General features: G+C 54.4%; 18 protein-coding genes and 1 riboswitch. Of the genes, 10 read left to right on the top strand and 8 right to left on the bottom strand.

The features are described 5' to 3' along the window. Positions 1–207 precede the first annotated feature (207 nt). Positions 208–353: riboswitch (molybdenum cofactor riboswitch) on the top strand. The 6 genes from moaA (at position 341) to OGV85_RS21705 (ending at position 3,788) form a co-directional block, all read left to right on the top strand. Further along, positions 341–1,330, top strand: a complete 990-nt coding sequence (moaA, locus tag OGV85_RS21730; RefSeq protein WP_003035186.1) for a GTP 3',8-cyclase MoaA — start codon at positions 341–343, stop codon at positions 1,328–1,330. Its footprint overlaps the riboswitch before it by 13 nt. A 19-nt stretch (positions 1,331–1,349) precedes the next feature. After that, on the top strand, positions 1,350–1,862 hold the full coding sequence (gene moaB / locus OGV85_RS21725) for a molybdenum cofactor biosynthesis protein B (RefSeq protein WP_003035187.1): 513 nt from the start codon (positions 1,350–1,352) through the stop codon (positions 1,860–1,862). 2 nt (positions 1,863–1,864) lie between these two features. After that, positions 1,865–2,350 carry a cyclic pyranopterin monophosphate synthase MoaC gene (gene moaC / locus OGV85_RS21720; RefSeq protein WP_003035188.1) on the top strand — a complete coding sequence of 162 codons (486 nt, stop codon included), beginning with the start codon at positions 1,865–1,867 and terminating at the stop codon, positions 2,348–2,350. Continuing rightward, positions 2,343–2,588: a molybdopterin synthase sulfur carrier subunit gene (gene moaD, locus OGV85_RS21715; protein WP_061548089.1), complete on the top strand. Its 246-nt coding sequence runs from the start codon at positions 2,343–2,345 to the stop codon at positions 2,586–2,588. The genes moaC and moaD overlap by 8 nt, the downstream gene beginning before the upstream one ends. Position 2,589: 1 nt before the next feature. Further along, positions 2,590–3,042 carry a molybdopterin synthase catalytic subunit MoaE gene (gene moaE, locus OGV85_RS21710; RefSeq protein WP_003035193.1) on the top strand — a complete coding sequence of 151 codons (453 nt, stop codon included), beginning with the start codon at positions 2,590–2,592 and terminating at the stop codon, positions 3,040–3,042. 41 nt (positions 3,043–3,083) lie between these two features. Next, entirely contained in the window at positions 3,084–3,788 is a 705-nt protein-coding gene (locus OGV85_RS21705) for a Bax inhibitor-1/YccA family protein (protein ID WP_003035195.1), read from the top strand. 100 nt (positions 3,789–3,888) lie between these two features. Here the strand turns inward: OGV85_RS21705 and OGV85_RS21700 are convergent, their stop codons facing one another. Genes OGV85_RS21700 through OGV85_RS21690 form a run of 3 tightly spaced genes read right to left on the bottom strand, consistent with a single transcriptional unit; the run spans position 3,889 to position 6,850 of the window. After that, positions 3,889–4,851: a lysylphosphatidylglycerol synthase domain-containing protein gene (locus OGV85_RS21700; RefSeq protein ID WP_061548090.1), complete on the bottom strand. Its 963-nt coding sequence runs from the start codon at positions 4,849–4,851 to the stop codon at positions 3,889–3,891. Continuing rightward, a complete protein-coding gene (gene clsB, locus OGV85_RS21695; RefSeq protein ID WP_061548091.1) occupies positions 4,851–6,092 on the bottom strand; it encodes a cardiolipin synthase ClsB in 1,242 nt (413 codons plus the stop codon). Before clsB ends, OGV85_RS21700 begins: the two co-directional genes overlap by 1 nt. Then, on the bottom strand, positions 6,089–6,850 hold the full coding sequence (locus OGV85_RS21690) for an endonuclease/exonuclease/phosphatase family protein (RefSeq protein ID WP_061548092.1): 762 nt from the start codon (positions 6,848–6,850) through the stop codon (positions 6,089–6,091). Before OGV85_RS21690 ends, clsB begins: the two co-directional genes overlap by 4 nt. A 131-nt stretch (positions 6,851–6,981) precedes the next feature. Between OGV85_RS21690 and OGV85_RS21685 the strand changes: the two genes are divergently transcribed. Then, entirely contained in the window at positions 6,982–7,392 is a 411-nt protein-coding gene (locus OGV85_RS21685) for a YbhQ family protein (RefSeq protein ID WP_003035203.1), read from the top strand. Here OGV85_RS21685 and OGV85_RS21680 read toward each other — a convergent pair. Genes OGV85_RS21680 through cecR form a run of 5 tightly spaced genes read right to left on the bottom strand, consistent with a single transcriptional unit; the run spans position 7,354 to position 12,995 of the window. Then, a complete protein-coding gene (locus OGV85_RS21680; protein ID WP_003837035.1) occupies positions 7,354–8,460 on the bottom strand; it encodes an ABC transporter permease in 1,107 nt (368 codons plus the stop codon). The genes OGV85_RS21685 and OGV85_RS21680 overlap by 39 nt on opposite strands. Before the next feature lie 10 nt (positions 8,461–8,470). Further along, the gene (locus OGV85_RS21675) at positions 8,471–9,604 is read right to left on the bottom strand and encodes an ABC transporter permease (RefSeq protein WP_003035208.1); all 1,134 of its coding nucleotides are present in this window, start codon (positions 9,602–9,604) and stop codon (positions 8,471–8,473) included. Next, complete coding sequence (locus OGV85_RS21670; protein ID WP_003845404.1) at positions 9,597–11,333, bottom strand: ATP-binding cassette domain-containing protein; 1,737 nt, start codon at positions 11,331–11,333, stop codon at positions 9,597–9,599. The genes OGV85_RS21675 and OGV85_RS21670 overlap by 8 nt, the downstream gene beginning before the upstream one ends. Continuing rightward, positions 11,326–12,321 carry a secretion protein HlyD gene (gene hlyD, locus OGV85_RS21665; RefSeq protein ID WP_003837029.1) on the bottom strand — a complete coding sequence of 332 codons (996 nt, stop codon included), beginning with the start codon at positions 12,319–12,321 and terminating at the stop codon, positions 11,326–11,328. Before hlyD ends, OGV85_RS21670 begins: the two co-directional genes overlap by 8 nt. Next, complete coding sequence (gene cecR, locus OGV85_RS21660; protein ID WP_003035216.1) at positions 12,318–12,995, bottom strand: transcriptional regulator CecR; 678 nt, start codon at positions 12,993–12,995, stop codon at positions 12,318–12,320. The genes hlyD and cecR overlap by 4 nt, the downstream gene beginning before the upstream one ends. Positions 12,996–13,216: 221 nt before the next feature. Here cecR and rhlE point away from each other — a divergent pair, with 221 nt between their 5' ends. The 3 genes from rhlE to ybiB all read left to right on the top strand — a co-directional run bounded on the left by rhlE (position 13,217) and on the right by ybiB (position 17,808). Then, positions 13,217–14,563: an ATP-dependent RNA helicase RhlE gene (gene rhlE / locus OGV85_RS21655; protein ID WP_048233307.1), complete on the top strand. Its 1,347-nt coding sequence runs from the start codon at positions 13,217–13,219 to the stop codon at positions 14,561–14,563. A 96-nt stretch (positions 14,564–14,659) separates the two neighbouring features. Then, positions 14,660–16,810, top strand: coding sequence for an ATP-dependent DNA helicase DinG (gene dinG / locus OGV85_RS21650; RefSeq protein ID WP_003035224.1), 2,151 nt, complete (start codon positions 14,660–14,662; stop codon positions 16,808–16,810). Between the two features lie 29 nt (positions 16,811–16,839). Then, positions 16,840–17,808 (top strand): DNA-binding protein YbiB, encoded by a 969-nt coding sequence (gene ybiB, locus OGV85_RS21645; RefSeq protein ID WP_003035227.1) that lies wholly within the window; start codon positions 16,840–16,842, stop codon positions 17,806–17,808. Positions 17,809–17,823 lie beyond the last annotated feature (15 nt).

The raw sequence follows: 17,823 nt of genomic DNA, 5'->3' as shown, positions 1-17,823 counted from the left end.
CTGATGGCAAGATGATGTATATCAATGCAAAACTGTGGTTTTTGCTTATTCTGTAGCGAAATTGCACGATCATGTCGTTATGTATGTATTTATACAACGAAAGTGTACATGGCAAAAGCGTCATTTACACGCTAGTATCGGCATAACCACTAAGTACTCTTAATAATTTGAGTTGCCGGAAGCCAACGCATCTGCAACACGAAGTATGACGAGTATAAACACTCTAGCCTCTGCACCTGGGTCAAATGATACGGTGCTTTGGCCGTGACAAGACTTGAAAAAGTTTGTCACCAGGGCGCAGGAAGAAATGACTACGTCTCCCGTATTTGGAAAGGTGTACATGGGCTCTCAACTTACCGATGCTTTCGCACGTAAGTTTTACTACTTACGTTTGTCGATTACCGATGTGTGTAACTTTCGTTGCACCTACTGCCTGCCGGATGGCTATAAGCCCGGTGGGGTCACCAATAACGGCTTTCTGACCGTTGATGAAATTCGCCGTGTCACGCGCGCGTTCGCCAGTCTGGGAACGGAAAAAGTGCGTCTGACAGGGGGCGAACCTTCACTGCGTCGCGACTTTACTGACATTATCGCCGCCGTGCGCGAAAACGACGCCATCCGTCAGATTGCGGTAACCACCAATGGTTATCGTCTGGCGCGCGATGCTGCTGCCTGGCGCGATGCCGGACTGACCGCGCTCAACGTCAGCGTCGACAGCCTGGATGCCCGTCAGTTTCATGCCATTACCGGGCAGGACAAGTTTCAACAGGTGATGGCAGGCATTGACGCCGCCTTTGATGCGGGTTTTGAAAAAGTGAAAGTCAACACCGTGCTGATGCGCGATGTAAACCATCATCAGCTGGACACCTTCCTTGCGTGGATCCAACCTCGGCCAATCCAACTGCGTTTTATTGAACTGATGGAAACGGGCGAAGGCAGCTCTCTCTTCCGTAAACACCATATCTCCGGACAGGTACTTCGCGATGAGCTGCTGCGTCGCGGCTGGATCCACCAGATCCGACAGCGCAGCGACGGCCCGGCTCAGGTTTTCTGTCATCCTGATTATGTTGGTGAAATTGGTCTGATCATGCCTTATGAGAAAGACTTCTGCGCCACCTGTAATCGTCTGCGCGTTTCCTCTGTTGGCAAGCTTCATCTGTGTTTATTTGGTGAAGGCGGCGTAAGCCTGCGTGATTTGCTGGAAGATGACGCTCAGCAGTCGGCGCTGGAAGAACGTATTTCAGCCGCGCTGCTGGAGAAAAAGCAGACCCATTTCCTGCATCAGAACAATACCGGTATTACGCAAAACTTATCTTACATTGGCGGCTGATCGCTAAAAGGAGTTTTTCATGAGTCAGGTAAGCGCTGAATTTATCCCGACACGCATTGCTATTCTTACTGTTTCCAACCGTCGTGGCGAAGAAGATGACACCTCCGGCCATTATCTGCGTGACTCGGCGCAAGAAGCGGGTCATCAGATTGTTGATAAGGCGATTGTCAAAGAAAACCGTTACGCCATCCGCGCCCAGGTTTCTGCCTGGATTGCCAGTGATGATGTACAGGTAGTGCTCATTACCGGCGGTACCGGGTTAACCGAAGGGGACCAGGCGCCGGAAGCGCTGCAACCGCTGTTTGACAGAGAAGTTGAAGGGTTTGGCGAAGTCTTCCGTATGCTGTCGTTTGAAGAGATTGGCACCGCGACGCTGCAATCCCGCGCGATTGCCGGAGTGGCCAATAAAACGCTGATTTTCGCCATGCCGGGTTCGACCAAAGCGTGTCGTACCGCCTGGGAAAATATCATTGCGCCGCAGCTTGATGCCCGTACGCGTCCGTGTAATTTCCACCCACATTTGAAGAAATAAGTATGTCGCAACTGACTCATATTAACGCCGCTGGCGAAGCGCATATGGTGGATGTCTCCGCCAAAGCGGAAACTGTACGCGAGGCGCGTGCTGAAGCATTCGTGACTATGCGTAGCGAAACTCTGGCGATGATTATCGATGGCAGCCACCATAAAGGTGATGTATTCGCCACGGCGCGTATTGCGGGTATTCAGGCCGCCAAACGTACCTGGGATCTTATCCCGCTGTGCCATCCGCTGATGCTGAGTAAGGTGGAAGTCAATCTTCACGCTGAACCGGAGCACAACCGCGTACGGATTGAAACGCTGTGTCGCCTGACCGGTAAAACCGGCGTTGAAATGGAAGCGTTAACGGCGGCCTCCGTGGCGGCGTTGACCATCTACGATATGTGCAAAGCGGTGCAAAAGGATATGGTGATTGGTCCGGTGCGTCTGCTGGCAAAAAGCGGCGGCAAGTCCGGAGATTTTAAGGTAGATGCGCATGATTAAGGTTCTCTTCTTTGCTCAGGTACGCGAACTGGTAAACACCGATGCGTTAGAGGTTGCCGCCGAGTTTGCAACGGTAGAAGCGCTGCGCAAGCATCTTGCCACAAAAAGCGATCGCTGGGCGCTGGCGCTGGAAGACGGCAAGCTACTGGCGGCGGTAAACCAGACGCTGGTCGATTTTGACCATCCCCTTAACTCAGGTGACGAAGTGGCTTTCTTCCCACCGGTAACCGGAGGCTAAGATGGCGGAAACGCGAATTGTTGTTGGCCCTGCGCCGTTTCGCGTCGGGGATGAGTATCCCTGGCTGGCAGAGCGCGATGAAGACGGCGCGGTAGTCACTTTCACCGGTAAAGTGCGCAATCACAATCTCGGTGACAGCGTTAAGGCGTTAACGCTGGAACACTATCCGGGAATGACCGAAAAAGCGCTGGCGGAGATTGTCGACGAAGCGCGTTTGCGCTGGCCGCTGGGTCGGGTGACGGTGATTCATCGCATTGGCGAACTGTGGCCGGGTGACGAAATCGTGTTTGTTGGCGTGACCAGTGCGCATCGCAGCAGCGCGTTTGATGCCGGGCAATTCATTATGGATTACCTGAAAACCCGCGCGCCGTTCTGGAAACGCGAGGCCACGCCGGAAGGTGAGCGCTGGGTTGATGCCCGCGACAGCGATAAGCTAGCAGCAAAACGCTGGTAGAGTACAATTGTTGTAGGCTCATACTGATTCAGGAGATTGTCATGGACCGATTCCCACGATCCGATTCTATTGTACAGGCCCGTTCCGGCCTGCAAACGTATATGGCGCAGGTATACGGCTGGATGACCTGCGGACTGATGCTGACGGCGTTTATCGCCTGGTATGCGGCAAATACACCCGCGGTGATGATGTTTGTCTTCTCCAGCAAAATCACCTTCTTTGGCCTGATCATCGCTCAACTGGCGCTGGTGTTCGTCCTGTCCGGCATGGTGCAAAGGCTGAGCGCGGGTATGGCGACCACGCTGTTTATGCTCTATTCGGCATTAACCGGGCTGACGCTATCAAGCATTTTTATCGTCTATACCTACTCGTCTATCGCCAGCACCTTCGTGGTTACCGGAGGGATGTTCGGGATCATGAGTTTGTATGGCTACACCACCAAACGTGATCTGAGCGGCTTCGGCAATATGCTGTTTATGGCGCTGATCGGTATTGTGCTGGCCTCACTGGTTAACTTTTGGCTGAAGAGCGAAGCGCTGATGTGGGCGGTGACCTATATCGGGGTGATTGTGTTTGTTGGTCTGACCGCCTATGACACGCAGAAGTTGAAAAATATCGGTGAGCAGATTGACCTGCGCGACAGCTCCAATCTGCGTAAATACGCGATTCTTGGGGCCTTAACGCTGTATCTGGACTTCATCAACCTGTTCCTGATGCTGCTGCGTATTTTCGGCAATCGTCGTTAATTCTCTGTTGCCGGATGGCGCTGCGCTTATCCGGCCTACCGCTTGGTATCAAAAGTAGGCCGGATAAGGCGTTACGCCGCATCCGGCACTATATACACCATCATTTCGCCATCGCCTTCTCGTTTTTTACCCGCAACTTTTTTGCCCGACTCTCCAGCAGCAAATAACACACCAGTGCCAGAAGCAGCGGAATAAAATAGTACAACACGCGATACGCGAGCAGGGCAGCAATGATTGTTCCCTGAGACGTGTCCTCTCCTGCCAGCAGCGCCATAAACACCGCTTCCAGCACGCCGATCCCCGCGGGAATATGCACGATTACGCCGGCAATACTGCTCACCAGCAGCACGCCCAGCACGAAGAAATAATCGATATTCTGACCGAGCAACAACCAGATAATCGCCCCCATTACCATCCAGTTCGCACTGGATATCGTCATTTGCGCGAGGGCAAATTTCCAGGAGGGCAGCACCAGTTTTTGGCCCTTGATGGTGATGTGACGATGTTTAGCGAAGGCGCAAAACCACAGATAAACAACAATAATCAGCAGCAGCGCAATGCCTAAGATGCGCAATGTGCCTTCATCGATATACCAGTGTGCGGGCAGTTCGACGACGCCGAAGGTAAATATAAAACCGCCCAGCAGAATATAGCCCAGCCAGTTAGTGGTAATACTCAGCGAAAAAATCCGCGTTATTGTGCCCCCCGGCAATCCGAGGCGCGAGTAAAGGCGATAACGCATCCCTATACCACCCACCCAGGTGCTCAACGTCAGGTTGAAGGCGTAACAGATAAACGACACCAGCATGACCTGGCGTTTTGCCAGTTTGTGGCCGCAGTAGTAGCGCCCGAGCAGATCATAACAGCCGTAAAGTAAATAACTGACGATCACCAACCCCACGGCGCTGAGCAGGGCGATCCGATTGTAATCGCGAATTACCGTCCACACTTCCTGCCAGTTGACCTTGCTGGCATAAACAACCAGCAGCACGATCACCGCAATAAAAAACAGCCATGTGACGATCTTTTTCGCTAACCGCCAGCGTCGGTGGCTTTTTGCCATCAGGTTTTCCCTCCTGCATCCTCAGTTTGTATACGGTCCTGAGTTTCCAGAGCGGGCTGTGCGGGCGGCTCTACCTCGGCCAGATGCGGGGTATGCGCCGGCAGCCAGCCGACCAGTGCCGGGAAGTGGCGTAAAAAGTGGAAGGCCAGTACGCTCTTGGTCAGGTTCCACCAGGTGCGTTTTGGCAACATGGATTCATCAACCCGCTTGCAGTCCTGCGCAATAATAGGGTTCAGGTTGTCACGCAGGGTCTGATTAAACGTACGGTCATGAATAATCAGATTTGCCTCCAGATTCAGTGACAGGCTCAGTGGATCAAGATTGCTGGAGCCCACCGTCGCCCAGTGATCGTCCATCAGCGCCACTTTGCCATGCAGAGGTTTACGGCGGTATTCATAGACATGGACGCCGCCTTTTACCAGATAGTTGTACAGCAGGCGGGCGCCCACTTTCACAATCGGAATATCTGGTTCACCCTGCACGATGAGTTTTACCCGAACGCCCCGTCGGGCCGCTTTACGCAGGGCATGCAGAAAGCGATAGCCGGGAAAGAAGTAGGCATTGGCGATGATCACTTCCCGCCGTGCCTGGGTCAGCATTTTCAGATAGTGGCGTTCAATATCATCACGATGTTCTTCGTTATCGCGCCAGACAAACAGCGCCTGCGCTTCGCCGGGTCGATGATTGTCGATTGCCCGGTGATGACGTCGCCACCAGCGTCGTACAGCGCTCTGTCCGGGCAAGTTTTCCAGCACGAATTTCAGAATGTCAGCAACGACTGGACCTTCAACGCGCACGGCGTAATCCTGCTTGGCCTCCGGACCGTAATCAGACATGTGTTCAGCGGAGTAATTGATGCCGCCAACAAAGGCAACACGATCATCAATGACCACAATTTTGCGATGCATACGGCGAAAGAGATTAGTGCGCATCCCGAACAGACGCGGACGCGGATCGTAGTAGCGGAAAACAACGCCGGCTACGGTGAGCTCTTCGACAAAACTGTCGCTAAGATCCGGCGAGCCGTAGCCATCCAGCAGCACCTCTGCTTTGATTCCTCGCCGGGCGGCTTCGAGCAACGCGGCATGCAGCTGTTTTCCTACCGCATCTTCAAACCAGATAAAGGTCTCGAGGATTATTTTTTGCTGCGCCTGTTCAATGGCGTCAAAGACGGCGGGGTAGAATTGATCGCCGTTTTCCAGTAGTTGAATTTGATTGCCTTCACGCCAGCCATATTTCATAAATGAATCTCCGCACTCAGAGGGGCATGATCGGACAAATGTCGCCAGTGACGCAGCGCCAGCGTCGTTGGGGTACTGGCATTCGCGTTTTTCACATAGATCCTGTCCAGACGCAGCAGGGGAAACTGCACCGGAAATGTTCGCGCCGGGCGGCCGTGGGCGCGGGTAAAAATCTCGTCAAGGCCAGCTTTGGCTTTCAACGGGCGATTGGCCGTTTGCCGCCAGTCGTTAAAATCCCCGGCAATCACCACCGGCTCCGCATCGGGCAGGGCGTTAACCCAGTCTGCCAGCATCGCGAGCTGGGCCTGGCGGTGAGCTTCACGCAGGCCGAGGTGCACACAGATCACATGGATGGGGTGGGAGAGCATTGGCGGTACGATTCGGCAGTAAAGGACTCCGCGCTTTTCACTCGCGCCGACCGACACATCACGATTTTCATAATGCTCAATGGGATACCGCGACAGCACAGCATTACCGTGATGTCCCTGCGGGTACACGGCGTTACGCCCGTAGGCGAAGTCGCTCCACATCGTGTCCGCCAGAAATTCGTAGTGGCTGGTATCCGGCCAGTTCTCAATGTGCAGCGAATGAGCTTCGTGCGCACCCATCACTTCCTGCAGGCATACAATGTCTGCACCGACCGTTCTGACGGCCTCCCTTAGCTCAGGTAAAATAAAACGCCGGTTGAAGGCGGTGAACCCTTTGTGAGTATTAATGGTGAGCACATTGAATGAAAATTGAACTCCCGATCCGCTCATGAGCCTCCCGTTGGCGTCACTTCCTAAATAAAATAGTGTAGTCATCGTCACAAAAAGATGCAGTGTTGCGGAATTTTCCGTAAAGTCCGGTACTCTGAACAATTAGTTGAAAATCCTTCAGGAGAAAAGCCATGAGGTGGCAACAACGTGTTCGTGTCGCAACGGGTCTAAGTTGCTGGCAGATTGTGTTGCATTTACTGGTAGTGGCGTTGCTGGTAATGGGCTGGATGAGCGGCACGCTGGTGCGCGTCGGCCTGGGATTATGCGTCGTTTACGGCGTAACGGTTTTATTAATGCTGGCCTTGCAACGTCACCATGAACAACGCTGGCGCGACGTCGCTGATGTGCTGGAAGAGCTGACTACCACGTGGTATTTCGGTGCCGCAATGATCGTGCTGTGGTTGCTGTCGCGCGTGCTGCAAAACAACGTCTTGCTGGCACTGGCGGGTCTGGTGATCCTGGCCGGACCCGCCGTGGTCTCGCTGCTGGCGAAAGACAAAAAGCTACATCACCTTACGTCGAAACATCGCATACGCCGCTGAGCCGGTTGTGGCCGCTATCACCAACAGCGGCCACAAACTTCCCCAGACAATCTGCAGACTCGCATCCTTCAGGTAAATCTGTTTCGTGATGTCTGTAAAATGGCGGATCGGGTTTATCCACGTCAGATTCTGCAACCAGACCGGCATGTTTTCGACCGGTGAGACGTAGCCCGAGAGTAAAATCGCCGGCATCATAAACACAAACACGCCGATAAACGCTTGCTGCTGGGTGGCGCACAGCGATGAAATCAGCAGACCAAAGCCGACCAGCGACAGCCCGTAAATTACCATTGTGAAATAGAACAACCCCAGTGAACCGGCAAATGGAATGTCATAAGCCCAGATACCAATTGCTAGCACAATGGTGGCCTGAAAAGTAGCCACAATCAGCGCGGGCACAGCTTTACCGATGAAAATCTGCCAGGTGGTAAGCGGGGAGACCAGCAGCTGATCCAGCGTACCTTGCTCGCGCTCGCGAGCAACCGAAAGCGAGGTGACGATCATTACGCCGATAGTGGTGATCATGGCGATCAGCGACGGCACCACGAACCATTTATAATCCAGATTCGGATTGTACCAGTTACGCACGACCAGCTCGCTGTTGTTTGGTTTCGGCTTGCCGTCCATCAGCTCCTGCTGATACGTCTTAACGATTTGCTGCAGGTAATTGGCGGCAATTTGCGCGCTGTTGGAGTTACGCCCGTCGAGGATAATCTGCATAGGAGCTTGCTGGAAGGTGTCCAGGTTGCGCGAAAAATTGGCCGGGAAGCGCACCAGCAGCAGGGCTTTTTGCGTATCGATGGTAGGCTTAATCTCCTGCGGGCTTTTCAGCAGCAGAACATGCGTAAAAGCGCTGGCGCGGGCGAAGCGCTGGGTAAGCTCAACCGAATGTTTACCGTTGTCTTCGTTATAGATAGCGATCGTGGCGTTGGTGACTTCCAGCGTTGCCGCGAACGGGAACAGGATCACCTGAATCAGCACCGGTAAAATCAGAATGGCTCGCGTCTGCGGTTCGCGTAATAGCGATTGCAGCTCTTTGCGAATTAATGTCCATAAGCGATGAAACATGCCCGTCCCCTTAATCCAGCCGACGTTTGGTTTTAAGCCACGTCAGGCCAATAAACATCACCGCCGAAGCGATTAAAAACAGCACGTTAATAATCAGCACCACTGGAATATTTCCCGCCAGAAACAGGCTTTGCAGGGTACTGACGAAATAACGAGCCGGAATAATGTAGGTTACCGCCCGGATAATCGCGGGCATGCTATCTATCTGGAAGATAAAACCTGACAGCATAATCGAGGGCAGGAAAGCGGCGTTCAGCGCGACCTGCGCGGCGTTAAACTGGTTGCGGGTGATGGTGGAAATAAGCAACCCCATGCCAAGCGTACTGAGCAGAAACAGGCTGGTAATGAAAAACAGGATCAGCAACGAGCCGCGATAGGGCACGCCAAGAATAAATACCGACACCAGCATACACAGCAACATCGCCAGCATGCCGAGGAAATAATAGGGGATCAGTTTGCACAGCAGCAGTTCGACGCGGGTGACTTCGGTAGAAAGCAGTGCCTCCATGGTTCCGCGTTCCCATTCGCGCGCCACCACTAATGAGGTGAGGATCGCGCCAATCACCGTCATGATGATGGTTACCGCCCCGGGAATAATGAAGTGCTGGCTGATGGCCGCCGGGTTAAACCAGTAGCGTGTTTGCACGTCGATCAAAGGCTCGAACGATTCCCCACGATCTTCCGCCCGCTGTTGCTGCCAAATCTGCCAGATACCTTCGACATAACCCTGCACAAAGTTGGCGGTATTGGGTTCGCTGCCATCGGTGATCACCTGGATCGGTGCCACGTCATTAGGTCGCGCCATCTGCTGGGCAAAATCCACAGGGATCACCACCAGCCCACGAATGCGCCCGGCCTGCATTTTCTCAATCAATTCCTGCCGGTTATCGCTGATGGTGGCGTCAATATACGGCGAACCGGTCATAGTATGGGTAAAATCCAGCGCCTCTTCGCTTTGCTGTTCGAGCAAAATCCCGACCCGCAGCTTGCTGGAGTCGAGGTTTATCCCGTAGCCGAAGATAAACAGCAGCAGCAGCGGGATCACCACCGCAATCAGCCAACTGCTGGGGTCGCGAACGATCTGGCGGGTTTCTTTCACGCACAGCGCACGTACGCGACGCCAGGAGAGAGCGGAGTTACTCATGCGTATGCTCCTTATCCCAGTCATTGATTAGCGTAATGAACGCCTGCTCCATGGTCGGGTCCGGAGTGTCGCTGTCGGCAGCCTGAGCTTTCAGGTCGTCCGGTGTTCCGCTGGCAATCAGTTTGCCGCGATACACCAACCCGATGCGATCGCAGTATTCCGCCTCGTCCATAAAGTGGGTGGTCACCATCACCGTGACGCCTTTTTCCACCATGCTGTTGATATGCAACCAGAACTCACGACGGGTGAGGGGATCGACCCCGGAAGTGGGTTCATCAAGGAACAGAATGTCGGGTTCATGCATCAGCGAGCAGGCCAGCGCCAGACGCTGCTTAAACCCCAGCGGCAGTTCGTCGGTGGCGTGGGAAGCGATACTCTTCAGGCCAAATGCCTCGCTCATACGATCGATTTTCTCCTTCTGTGCCCGACCACGCAGGCCGTAGACGCCGGAGAAAAAGCGCAGATTTTGTTCAACCGTCAGGTTACCGTACAGGGAGAATTTCTGCGCCATATAGCCCAGATGCTGACGCGCTTTGCCGGAGCTGACTTTCAGGTCCATATCCAGCACCAGCGCTTTGCCGGAAGTGGGGACCAGCAGGCCGCACATCATTTTAAAGGTGGTGGATTTGCCGGCACCGTTGGGTCCTAACAAACCAAAAATCTCGCCGCGCTGTACGGAAAAGTCTACGTGGTCGGTCGCGGCAAAATCGCCAAACTTCTTGGTCAGCGCTTTGGCTTCGATCACCGTTTCGCCAGGCGTGCCTTCTACGGTATGCAGGATAGCGCCCAGTGGGGATTCCGATGTTCCGGCTCCGCCGAGTAAATCGATAAAGGCATCTTCGAAGCGGGGTGCAGTTTCATTGATGGTTATCTGCGGCATGCCGTCAGCGTTTTGGATCTGCTGAGCTGTCGCCTCTTTTTTCAGGATTAAACGGACGGATTTCCCCTGAATCATTCCGTCGCTGACCAGTGGTAGTTTTAACGCGCGTTGCAGCAGTCGGCGGTTATTTTCCTGCGGACTGCTCATCAGGAAGCTGCGACCAGCCATGGTTTGCGTAAGCTGAGTAGGATCGCCCTGGTATAACAATTCGCCTTCGTTCATCAGCAGCACATCACGGCATTGCTCTGCTTCATCCAGATACGACGTACTCCAGAGGATCAGCATGCCGTCTCCTGCCAGTTCGTGGACCATTTGCCACAGTTCGCGACGGGAAATTGGGTCGACACCCACACCTGGCTCATCCAGCAGCAACACTTTGGGTTCGCCGACCAGCGTACAGGCTAGCCCGAGCTTCTGCTTCATGCCGCCGGAAAGTTTGCCGGCCAGTCGTCCGGTAAATGGGCCCAGCGAAGTAAACTCCAGTAGTCGGGCAAAGGTTTTTTCTCGCGCCTCACCGGTGACGCTGCGCAAATCGGCATAGAGATTGAGGTTCTCCATGACGGTCAAATCTTCATACAGACCAAATTTCTGCGGCATATAGCCCAGCACCGCGTGCAGCGCGCTGTCGTCTTTGATGGGGTCAAAACCAATTACCGCAGCACTTCCGGCATCAGGTTTTAATAATCCCGCCAGCATGCGCATCAGCGTGGTTTTGCCCGCGCCGTCCGGCCCGACAAGCCCGGTCACGTAGCCCGCATGCACGATACAGTCGAGCGGGGCGACGGCCGGTTTTTCCATTCCAGCAAAGTTTTTCGTCAGCCCTTTAAGCGTAATGACGGCGTCATTCATGCCGTGCCTCATCGCCAAATTTTATCGTTACCGGCATTCCCTGACGTAGCGCATCGTCCGCGTCGGTTACGACAATTCGCAGGCGATACACCAGATCGGTGCGCAGATCAGGAGTCTCGACCGTTTTCGGCGTAAATTCGGCGGTTGGTGACACAAAGCCGATTTTGCCGTGATACGGTTTGTCCGGGCGACCGTCGGTATAGAGCAGGATCTCACGTCCTGGCTGCGCCTGGCTCAGATTGCGTTCGTCAACGTAGGCGCGGACCCATACCGGACGCGTGAGCGACAGCGTCAGTACCGTGCTCCCTTCGTTCAGCATGCTGCCGGGTTCAACCGCGCGGGTGAGAAGCGTGCCGTCAGATGGCGAGGTCAGCGTGGTATCATGCAAATTAAGCTCTGCCTGTGCCAGTTCGGCCTGAGCTTGTTCGAGCGTGGCTTTTGCCTGCTCGATGTCCTGCACACGATTACCGCTGCGATATTGCGTGAGTTTATCCTGCGCGGATTTCAGTGAAGCTAACGCCTGATCGCGAGATGAACGCGCGTTTTCCAGATCGTTGGCAGAAATGGTACGGCTTTTCCACAATCCTACCTGCCGATTGTAAAAATTCTGCGCGTAATCATAGGCGGCCTGCGCCTGTTTGACTGCCGCCGCGGTTTGCGCGATCTCTTCTTCGCGATACCCTGCCAGCATCAGATCGTATTGCGCCTGCGCGGCGGCAACGTTGGCTTTTGCCTGCATCAATGCGTTTTCATACGGTGCGCGGTCCAGTTCGCCCAGCACCTGACCGGCTGTAATCGCATCGCCTTCATCAACCGTCAGCGAGGCCAGTCTGCCGCCGACGCGAAAACTCAGGTTGACGCTACGTATATCGACATTGCCGTATAGCGTCAGGCTGTTATCTTGCCGACTCTGATACCACCACGTTCCACCGGCAATCACGGCAACGAGGGCCGCGATAACCAGCCCGAGAACGACAGGTTTTTTCATGACTCCAGACTCCTTTGCGTTAAACCTTGCAGAATAAGATCGATGTGACAGGTGATCGTTTGGTCAATCAGCGCGGTTTTATCCTCATCAAATTGTGACCAGCCCGTACGCAACAGAATGGTTTCTTTCCCCAGACGAAAAGCCAGCACCTCGCCGAGTATGGCGTGGGTATGCAGAATCATTTGGGTATCGTTGGCATCGCCGCCGGTATAGGCGGCAATCAGGCGCGTCAGGTGTGTATGCAGCGGATTGATAACCTGGTCGTGCACCAGTTGATAAGCCGCAGTGGGGGAAAGCTGTTCACGCGAGATAAATTTGCTCAGGTTAACGGTGTCGTCCTGGGTTAACAGCATGATCATATTTTTGCAGGCGCGCAGGATCAGTTCACGCATCGCGCCACGATCCGGTTCTGGCTGAGCGAATAAACGCTCGGCCTCTTCAGCGTGCGGACGAAACTGTGAGCCGATAAAATCTGCAATCCACTGGGCGCAGGCGAGATATAAATCCTCTTTTGAGCCAAAATAGTAGGTGATAGCCGCAATGTTTTGCCCGGCCTGTGCAGCGATATCGCGCGTCGTGGCGTGCAGACCATACTCGCCGAATTGTGCCAATGCGGCGGCAATGAGCTGGTTCTTCGCCTGTTCACCTTTGGTTGTCATGGTGGGTGTATTCATGGCACGACTCTGATCTTAATCAATCGATTGATTAAGATTATGACTGATGTGCAGCCTTGTCCAGTCCGGACGGTTATTTTCCAGTGAAGGGATAATTTATGCGGCACATCACAAAAACTGCTACACTCCGCCCCTTCATGACATTGTGGTTTTTGTCATCTCTATTGTATGTATCTCCCTGAAAACGACACCGGTAACGGTCAGGGCGGTTCGGAGTTGTTATGTCTTTTGATTCCCTTGGTTTAAACCCTGAAATTTTACGTGCCGTTGCCGAGCAGGGTTACCGTGAACCTACCCCTATTCAGCAGCAGGCTATTCCTGCCGTGCTGGAAGGCCGCGATCTGATGGCCAGCGCCCAGACCGGTACGGGGAAAACGGCAGGTTTTACCCTGCCGCTGTTGCAGCACCTGATTACCAATCAGCCGCATGGTAAAAGCCGTCGTCCGGTTCGTGCGCTGATCCTCACGCCAACCCGTGAACTGGCGGCCCAGATTGGCGAAAACGTCCGTGATTACAGTAAGTATCTGAATATTCGCTCGCTGGTGGTCTTCGGCGGCGTCAGCATTAACCCGCAGATGATGAAGCTGCGTGGCGGTGTGGATGTACTGATTGCCACCCCGGGTCGTTTGCTCGATCTGGAGCATCAGAATGCGGTAAAACTGGATCAGGTGGAGATCCTGGTACTGGATGAAGCTGACCGCATGCTGGATATGGGCTTTATTCACGATATTCGTCGCGTTCTGGCAAAACTGCCGGCAAAACGTCAGAACCTGCTGTTCTCGGCAACGTTCTCTGATGACATTAAGTCGCTGGCCGAAAAACTGCTGCATAACCCGCTGGAAATCGAAGTGGCACGTCGTAATACCGCGTCCGAGCAGGTAACTCAGCACGTTCATTTCGTCGATAAAAAACGTAAACGCGAACTGTTGTCACAGATGATTGGTCAGGGCAACTGGCAGCAGGTGCTGGTGTTTACCCGTACCAAACATGGCGCGAACCATCTGGCAGAACAGCTGAATAAAGACGGCATCCGCAGTGCGGCAATCCACGGCAATAAATCTCAGGGGGCACGTACACGTGCGCTGGCTGATTTTAAATCCGGTGATATACGCGTGCTGGTAGCGACCGATATTGCCGCGCGTGGTCTGGACATTGAAGAGTTACCGCACGTGGTGAACTACGAGCTGCCAAACGTCCCAGAAGATTATGTGCACCGTATTGGTCGTACCGGGCGTGCCGCCGCTACTGGCGAAGCGTTGTCCCTGGTGTGCGTCGATGAACACAAGCTGCTGCGTGACATCGAGAAGCTGCTGAAAAAAGAGATCCCGCGTATTGCAACGCCAGGCTATGAGCCAGATCCCTCCATTAAAGCTGAGCCGATCCAGAATGGTCGCCAGCAGCGTGGCGGCGGTGGTGGTCGCGGGCAGGGCGGAGCAGGGCGTGGCCAGCAGCCGCGTCGTCAGGATGGCGGTGCACCAAAAGCGAAACCGCGTAGTGGCGAAGGCAAACCGGCAGGTGATAAACCTCGTCCACCGCGCCGTCCGCGCAAACCGTCCTCAGCGCAGTAATTGCGAGCCCGGCCGAAAGGTCGGGCTTTTCTTTTTGCGACACGGGATAGAAAGTGCCACAATAGTGGCTGTTTATACAGTATTTCAGGTTTTCTCATGGCACTTACGGCTGCGTTAAAAGCGCAAATCGCCGCCTGGTATAAGGCGCTTCAGGAACAGATCCCCGACTTTATCCCCCGTGCGCCGCAGCGGCAGATGATTGCTGACGTCGCGAAAACGCTGGCAGGTGAAGAAGGGCGGCATCTGGCGATTGAAGCGCCGACAGGAGTGGGGAAAACCCTGTCGTATCTGATTCCCGGTATTGCCATCGCGCGTGAAGAGCAAAAAACGCTGGTGGTCAGCACCGCCAACGTCGCTTTGCAGGATCAGATCTACAGCAAAGATTTACCGCTGCTGCGCAAAATTATCCCTGACCTTCGTTTTACCGCCGCGTTTGGTCGCGGACGCTATGTCTGCCCGCGTAACTTAGCGGCGCTGGCCAGTACTGAACCCAATCAGCAGGATCTGCTGGCTTTTCTCGACGATGACCTAACGCCCAACAACCAGGAAGAACAAAAGCGCTGCGCCAGGTTAAAAGGCGATCTCGACAGCTACAAGTGGGACGGGCTGCGCGATCACACCGATATCGCCATTGACGACGGACTCTGGCAGCGTCTGAGCACCGATAAAGCTAGCTGTCTGAATCGCAACTGTCACTATTATCGTGAATGCCCTTTTTTTGTCGCCCGCCGGGAGATTCAGGAAGCTGAAGTGGTGGTGGCTAATCATGCGCTGGTGATGGCGGCGATGGAAAGCGAAGCCGTTTTGCCGGAGCCGAAAAACCTGTTGCTGGTACTTGATGAAGGCCACCATTTGCCGGATGTCGCGCGCGATGCGCTGGAGATGAGCGCGGAAATCAGCGCCCCCTGGTATCGGCTCCAGTTGGATCTGTTTTGCAAATTAGTGGCGACCTGTCTGGAACAGTTTCGCCCGAAAACCACGCCGCCGCTGGCGAATGCCGAGCGTCTGAACGGTCACTGTGAAGAGCTGTATGAACTGATTTCATCGCTCAATAACATTCTTAATCTGTATATGCCTGCTACTCAGGAGGCGGAACACCGCTTTGCGATGGGCGAACTGCCTGCAGAAGTGATGGAGATTTGTCAGCGTCTGGCAAAGCTTACGGAAATGCTACGCGGGCTGGCGGAACTGTTCCTCAACGATCTCAGCGAAAAAACCGGCACTCACGATATTGTGCGTCTGCATCGGGTTATTTTGCAGATGAACCGGGCGCTGGGCATGTTTGAGGCGCAAAGCAAACTGTGGCGGCTGGCATCGCTCGCGCAGTCGTCAGGCGCGCCGGTGAGTAAATGGGCGACGCGCGAGGTGCGTGACGGGCAGATCCACGTCTGGTTCCACTGCGTGGGGATCCGTGTGAGCGATCAGCTCGAACGACTGCTGTGGCGTAGCGTCCCGCATATTATTGTCACTTCCGCAACGCTGCGCTCGCTCAACAGCTTCTCGCGTTTGCAGGAGATGAGTGGTCTGAAGGAAAAAGCAGGGGATCGGTTTGTTGCGCTGGATTCACCGTTTAATCACGTTGAACAGGGCAAAATCGTCATTCCGCAGATGCGCTACGAACCGTTAATTGATAACGAAGAGCAGCATATCGCGGAAATGGCCGCCTATTTTCGCGAACAACTGGAAAGCAAAAAGCATCAGGGGATGCTGGTACTCTTTGCCAGCGGTCGGGCGATGCAGCGTTTTCTTGAGCATGTTACCGATCTGCGCCTGCTGTTGTTGGTGCAGGGTGATCAGCCGCGCTATCGTCTGGTAGAGTTGCACCGCAAACGGGTGACCAACGGCGAGCGCAGCGTGCTGGTTGGGCTGCAATCTTTCGCTGAAGGTCTGGACTTGAAAGGCGACCTGCTGACCCAGGTGCATATTCACAAAATTGCTTTCCCACCGATCGACAGCCCGGTGGTGATCACCGAGGGCGAGTGGTTGAAAAGCCTGAACCGCTACCCCTTCGAGGTGCAGAGCCTGCCCGCGGCGTCGTTCAATTTGATCCAGCAGGTTGGGCGACTCATCCGTAGCCATGGCTGCTGGGGAGAAGTGGTTATTTATGACAAACGTTTATTGACCAAAAACTATGGCAAGCGTTTACTGAACGCGTTACCCATATTTCCGATAGAGCAACCTGCTGTGCCAGACGTTATAGTAAAACCAAAAGAAAAAGCGAAACCCACGCGCCGCCGTCGGCGTTAACGATGCGAGCAACAGGCAAGGAGTTATCGATGGATTACCGCAAAATCATTAAAGAGATTGGGCGAGGAAAAAATCACGCGCGTGACCTGGACAAGGATACTGCTCGCGGACTGTATACCCATATGATGAACGGCGACGTACCTGACCTTGAGATGGGCGGGGTGCTGATTGCGCTACGTATTAAAGGCGAAGGCGAAGCGGAGATGCTGGGCTTTTACGAAGCGATGCAAAACCACACCATTCGCCTGACTCCGCCAGTAGCCAAACCCATGCCGATTGTCATTCCCAGCTACAATGGTGCACGCAAGCAGGCGAATTTGACGCCGCTGCTGGCGATTTTACTGCATAAGCTCGGTTTCCCGGTAGTAGTGCACGGTGTCAGCGAGGATCCAACCCGCGTGCTGACAGAAACCATTTTTGAACTGATGGGGATTACGCCAACGCTGCATGCCGGGCAGGCGCAGGCAAAGCTGGATGGTCATCAGCCGGTGTTTATCCCGGTGAGTGCGCTGTGCCCTCCGCTGGAGAAACAGCTGGCGATGCGCTGGCGCATGGGCGTGCGTAACAGTGCGCACACGCTGGCTAAATTAGCCACGCCGTTTGCTGAAGATGCGGCGCTGCGTCTTTCCAGCGTGTCCCACCCGGAATACGTCTCGCGTGTGGCGAAGTTCTTCGGCGATATTGGTGGGCGCGGCCTGTTGATGCATGGTACCGAGGGCGAAGTGTATGCCAACCCGCAGCGCTGCCCGCAGATAAGCCTGATAGATTCATCCGGTGTGCGAGTGTTACAGGATCGACAGAGCGAGATGCCTGACGAGCCAGTACCGCTGCCGGTGGCAAAAGATCCGGAAACCACCGCGCGCTGGATTGAGCGTTGTCTGGCTGGCAGTGAGCCGGTCCCGGCATCGTTGAAAATTCAGATGGCCTGCTGCCTGGTGGCAACCGGTGAATCCGCCTCGCTGGCCGAAGGACTTGCCCGCGTCGAGCAAAGCTTCTGATTCATTTGTTATCCC

It is taken from the genome of Citrobacter sp. Cf132, assembly GCF_030333885.1.
Classification (GTDB): Bacteria; Pseudomonadota; Gammaproteobacteria; order Enterobacterales; family Enterobacteriaceae; genus Citrobacter; species Citrobacter freundii.
The sequence above is the reverse complement of the archived record's forward strand: the minus strand, read 5'-3'. Positions and strand labels throughout refer to the sequence as shown.

What these genes read in the sequence shown, in the direction of transcription:
- clsB (WP_061548091.1), bottom strand. Translation starts at nt 6,092, where the DNA reads ATGAAATATGGCTGGCGTGAAGGCAATCAAATTCAACTACTGGAAAAC.
- OGV85_RS21680 (WP_003837035.1), bottom strand. Translation starts at nt 8,460, where the DNA reads ATGTTTCATCGCTTATGGACATTAATTCGCAAAGAGCTGCAATCGCTA.
- OGV85_RS21705 (WP_003035195.1), top strand. Translation starts at nt 3,084, where the DNA reads ATGGACCGATTCCCACGATCCGATTCTATTGTACAGGCCCGTTCCGGC.
- moaE (WP_003035193.1), top strand. Translation starts at nt 2,590, where the DNA reads ATGGCGGAAACGCGAATTGTTGTTGGCCCTGCGCCGTTTCGCGTCGGG.
- cecR (WP_003035216.1), bottom strand. Translation starts at nt 12,995, where the DNA reads ATGAATACACCCACCATGACAACCAAAGGTGAACAGGCGAAGAACCAG.
- moaA (WP_003035186.1), top strand. Translation starts at nt 341, where the DNA reads ATGGGCTCTCAACTTACCGATGCTTTCGCACGTAAGTTTTACTACTTA.
- moaB (WP_003035187.1), top strand. Translation starts at nt 1,350, where the DNA reads ATGAGTCAGGTAAGCGCTGAATTTATCCCGACACGCATTGCTATTCTT.
- dinG (WP_003035224.1), top strand. Translation starts at nt 14,660, where the DNA reads ATGGCACTTACGGCTGCGTTAAAAGCGCAAATCGCCGCCTGGTATAAG.
- OGV85_RS21685 (WP_003035203.1), top strand. Translation starts at nt 6,982, where the DNA reads ATGAGGTGGCAACAACGTGTTCGTGTCGCAACGGGTCTAAGTTGCTGG.
- OGV85_RS21700 (WP_061548090.1), bottom strand. Translation starts at nt 4,851, where the DNA reads ATGGCAAAAAGCCACCGACGCTGGCGGTTAGCGAAAAAGATCGTCACA.
- moaC (WP_003035188.1), top strand. Translation starts at nt 1,865, where the DNA reads ATGTCGCAACTGACTCATATTAACGCCGCTGGCGAAGCGCATATGGTG.
- OGV85_RS21675 (WP_003035208.1), bottom strand. Translation starts at nt 9,604, where the DNA reads ATGAGTAACTCCGCTCTCTCCTGGCGTCGCGTACGTGCGCTGTGCGTG.
- OGV85_RS21670 (WP_003845404.1), bottom strand. Translation starts at nt 11,333, where the DNA reads ATGAATGACGCCGTCATTACGCTTAAAGGGCTGACGAAAAACTTTGCT.
- OGV85_RS21690 (WP_061548092.1), bottom strand. Translation starts at nt 6,850, where the DNA reads ATGAGCGGATCGGGAGTTCAATTTTCATTCAATGTGCTCACCATTAAT.
- rhlE (WP_048233307.1), top strand. Translation starts at nt 13,217, where the DNA reads ATGTCTTTTGATTCCCTTGGTTTAAACCCTGAAATTTTACGTGCCGTT.
- hlyD (WP_003837029.1), bottom strand. Translation starts at nt 12,321, where the DNA reads ATGAAAAAACCTGTCGTTCTCGGGCTGGTTATCGCGGCCCTCGTTGCC.
- moaD (WP_061548089.1), top strand. Translation starts at nt 2,343, where the DNA reads ATGATTAAGGTTCTCTTCTTTGCTCAGGTACGCGAACTGGTAAACACC.
- ybiB (WP_003035227.1), top strand. Translation starts at nt 16,840, where the DNA reads ATGGATTACCGCAAAATCATTAAAGAGATTGGGCGAGGAAAAAATCAC.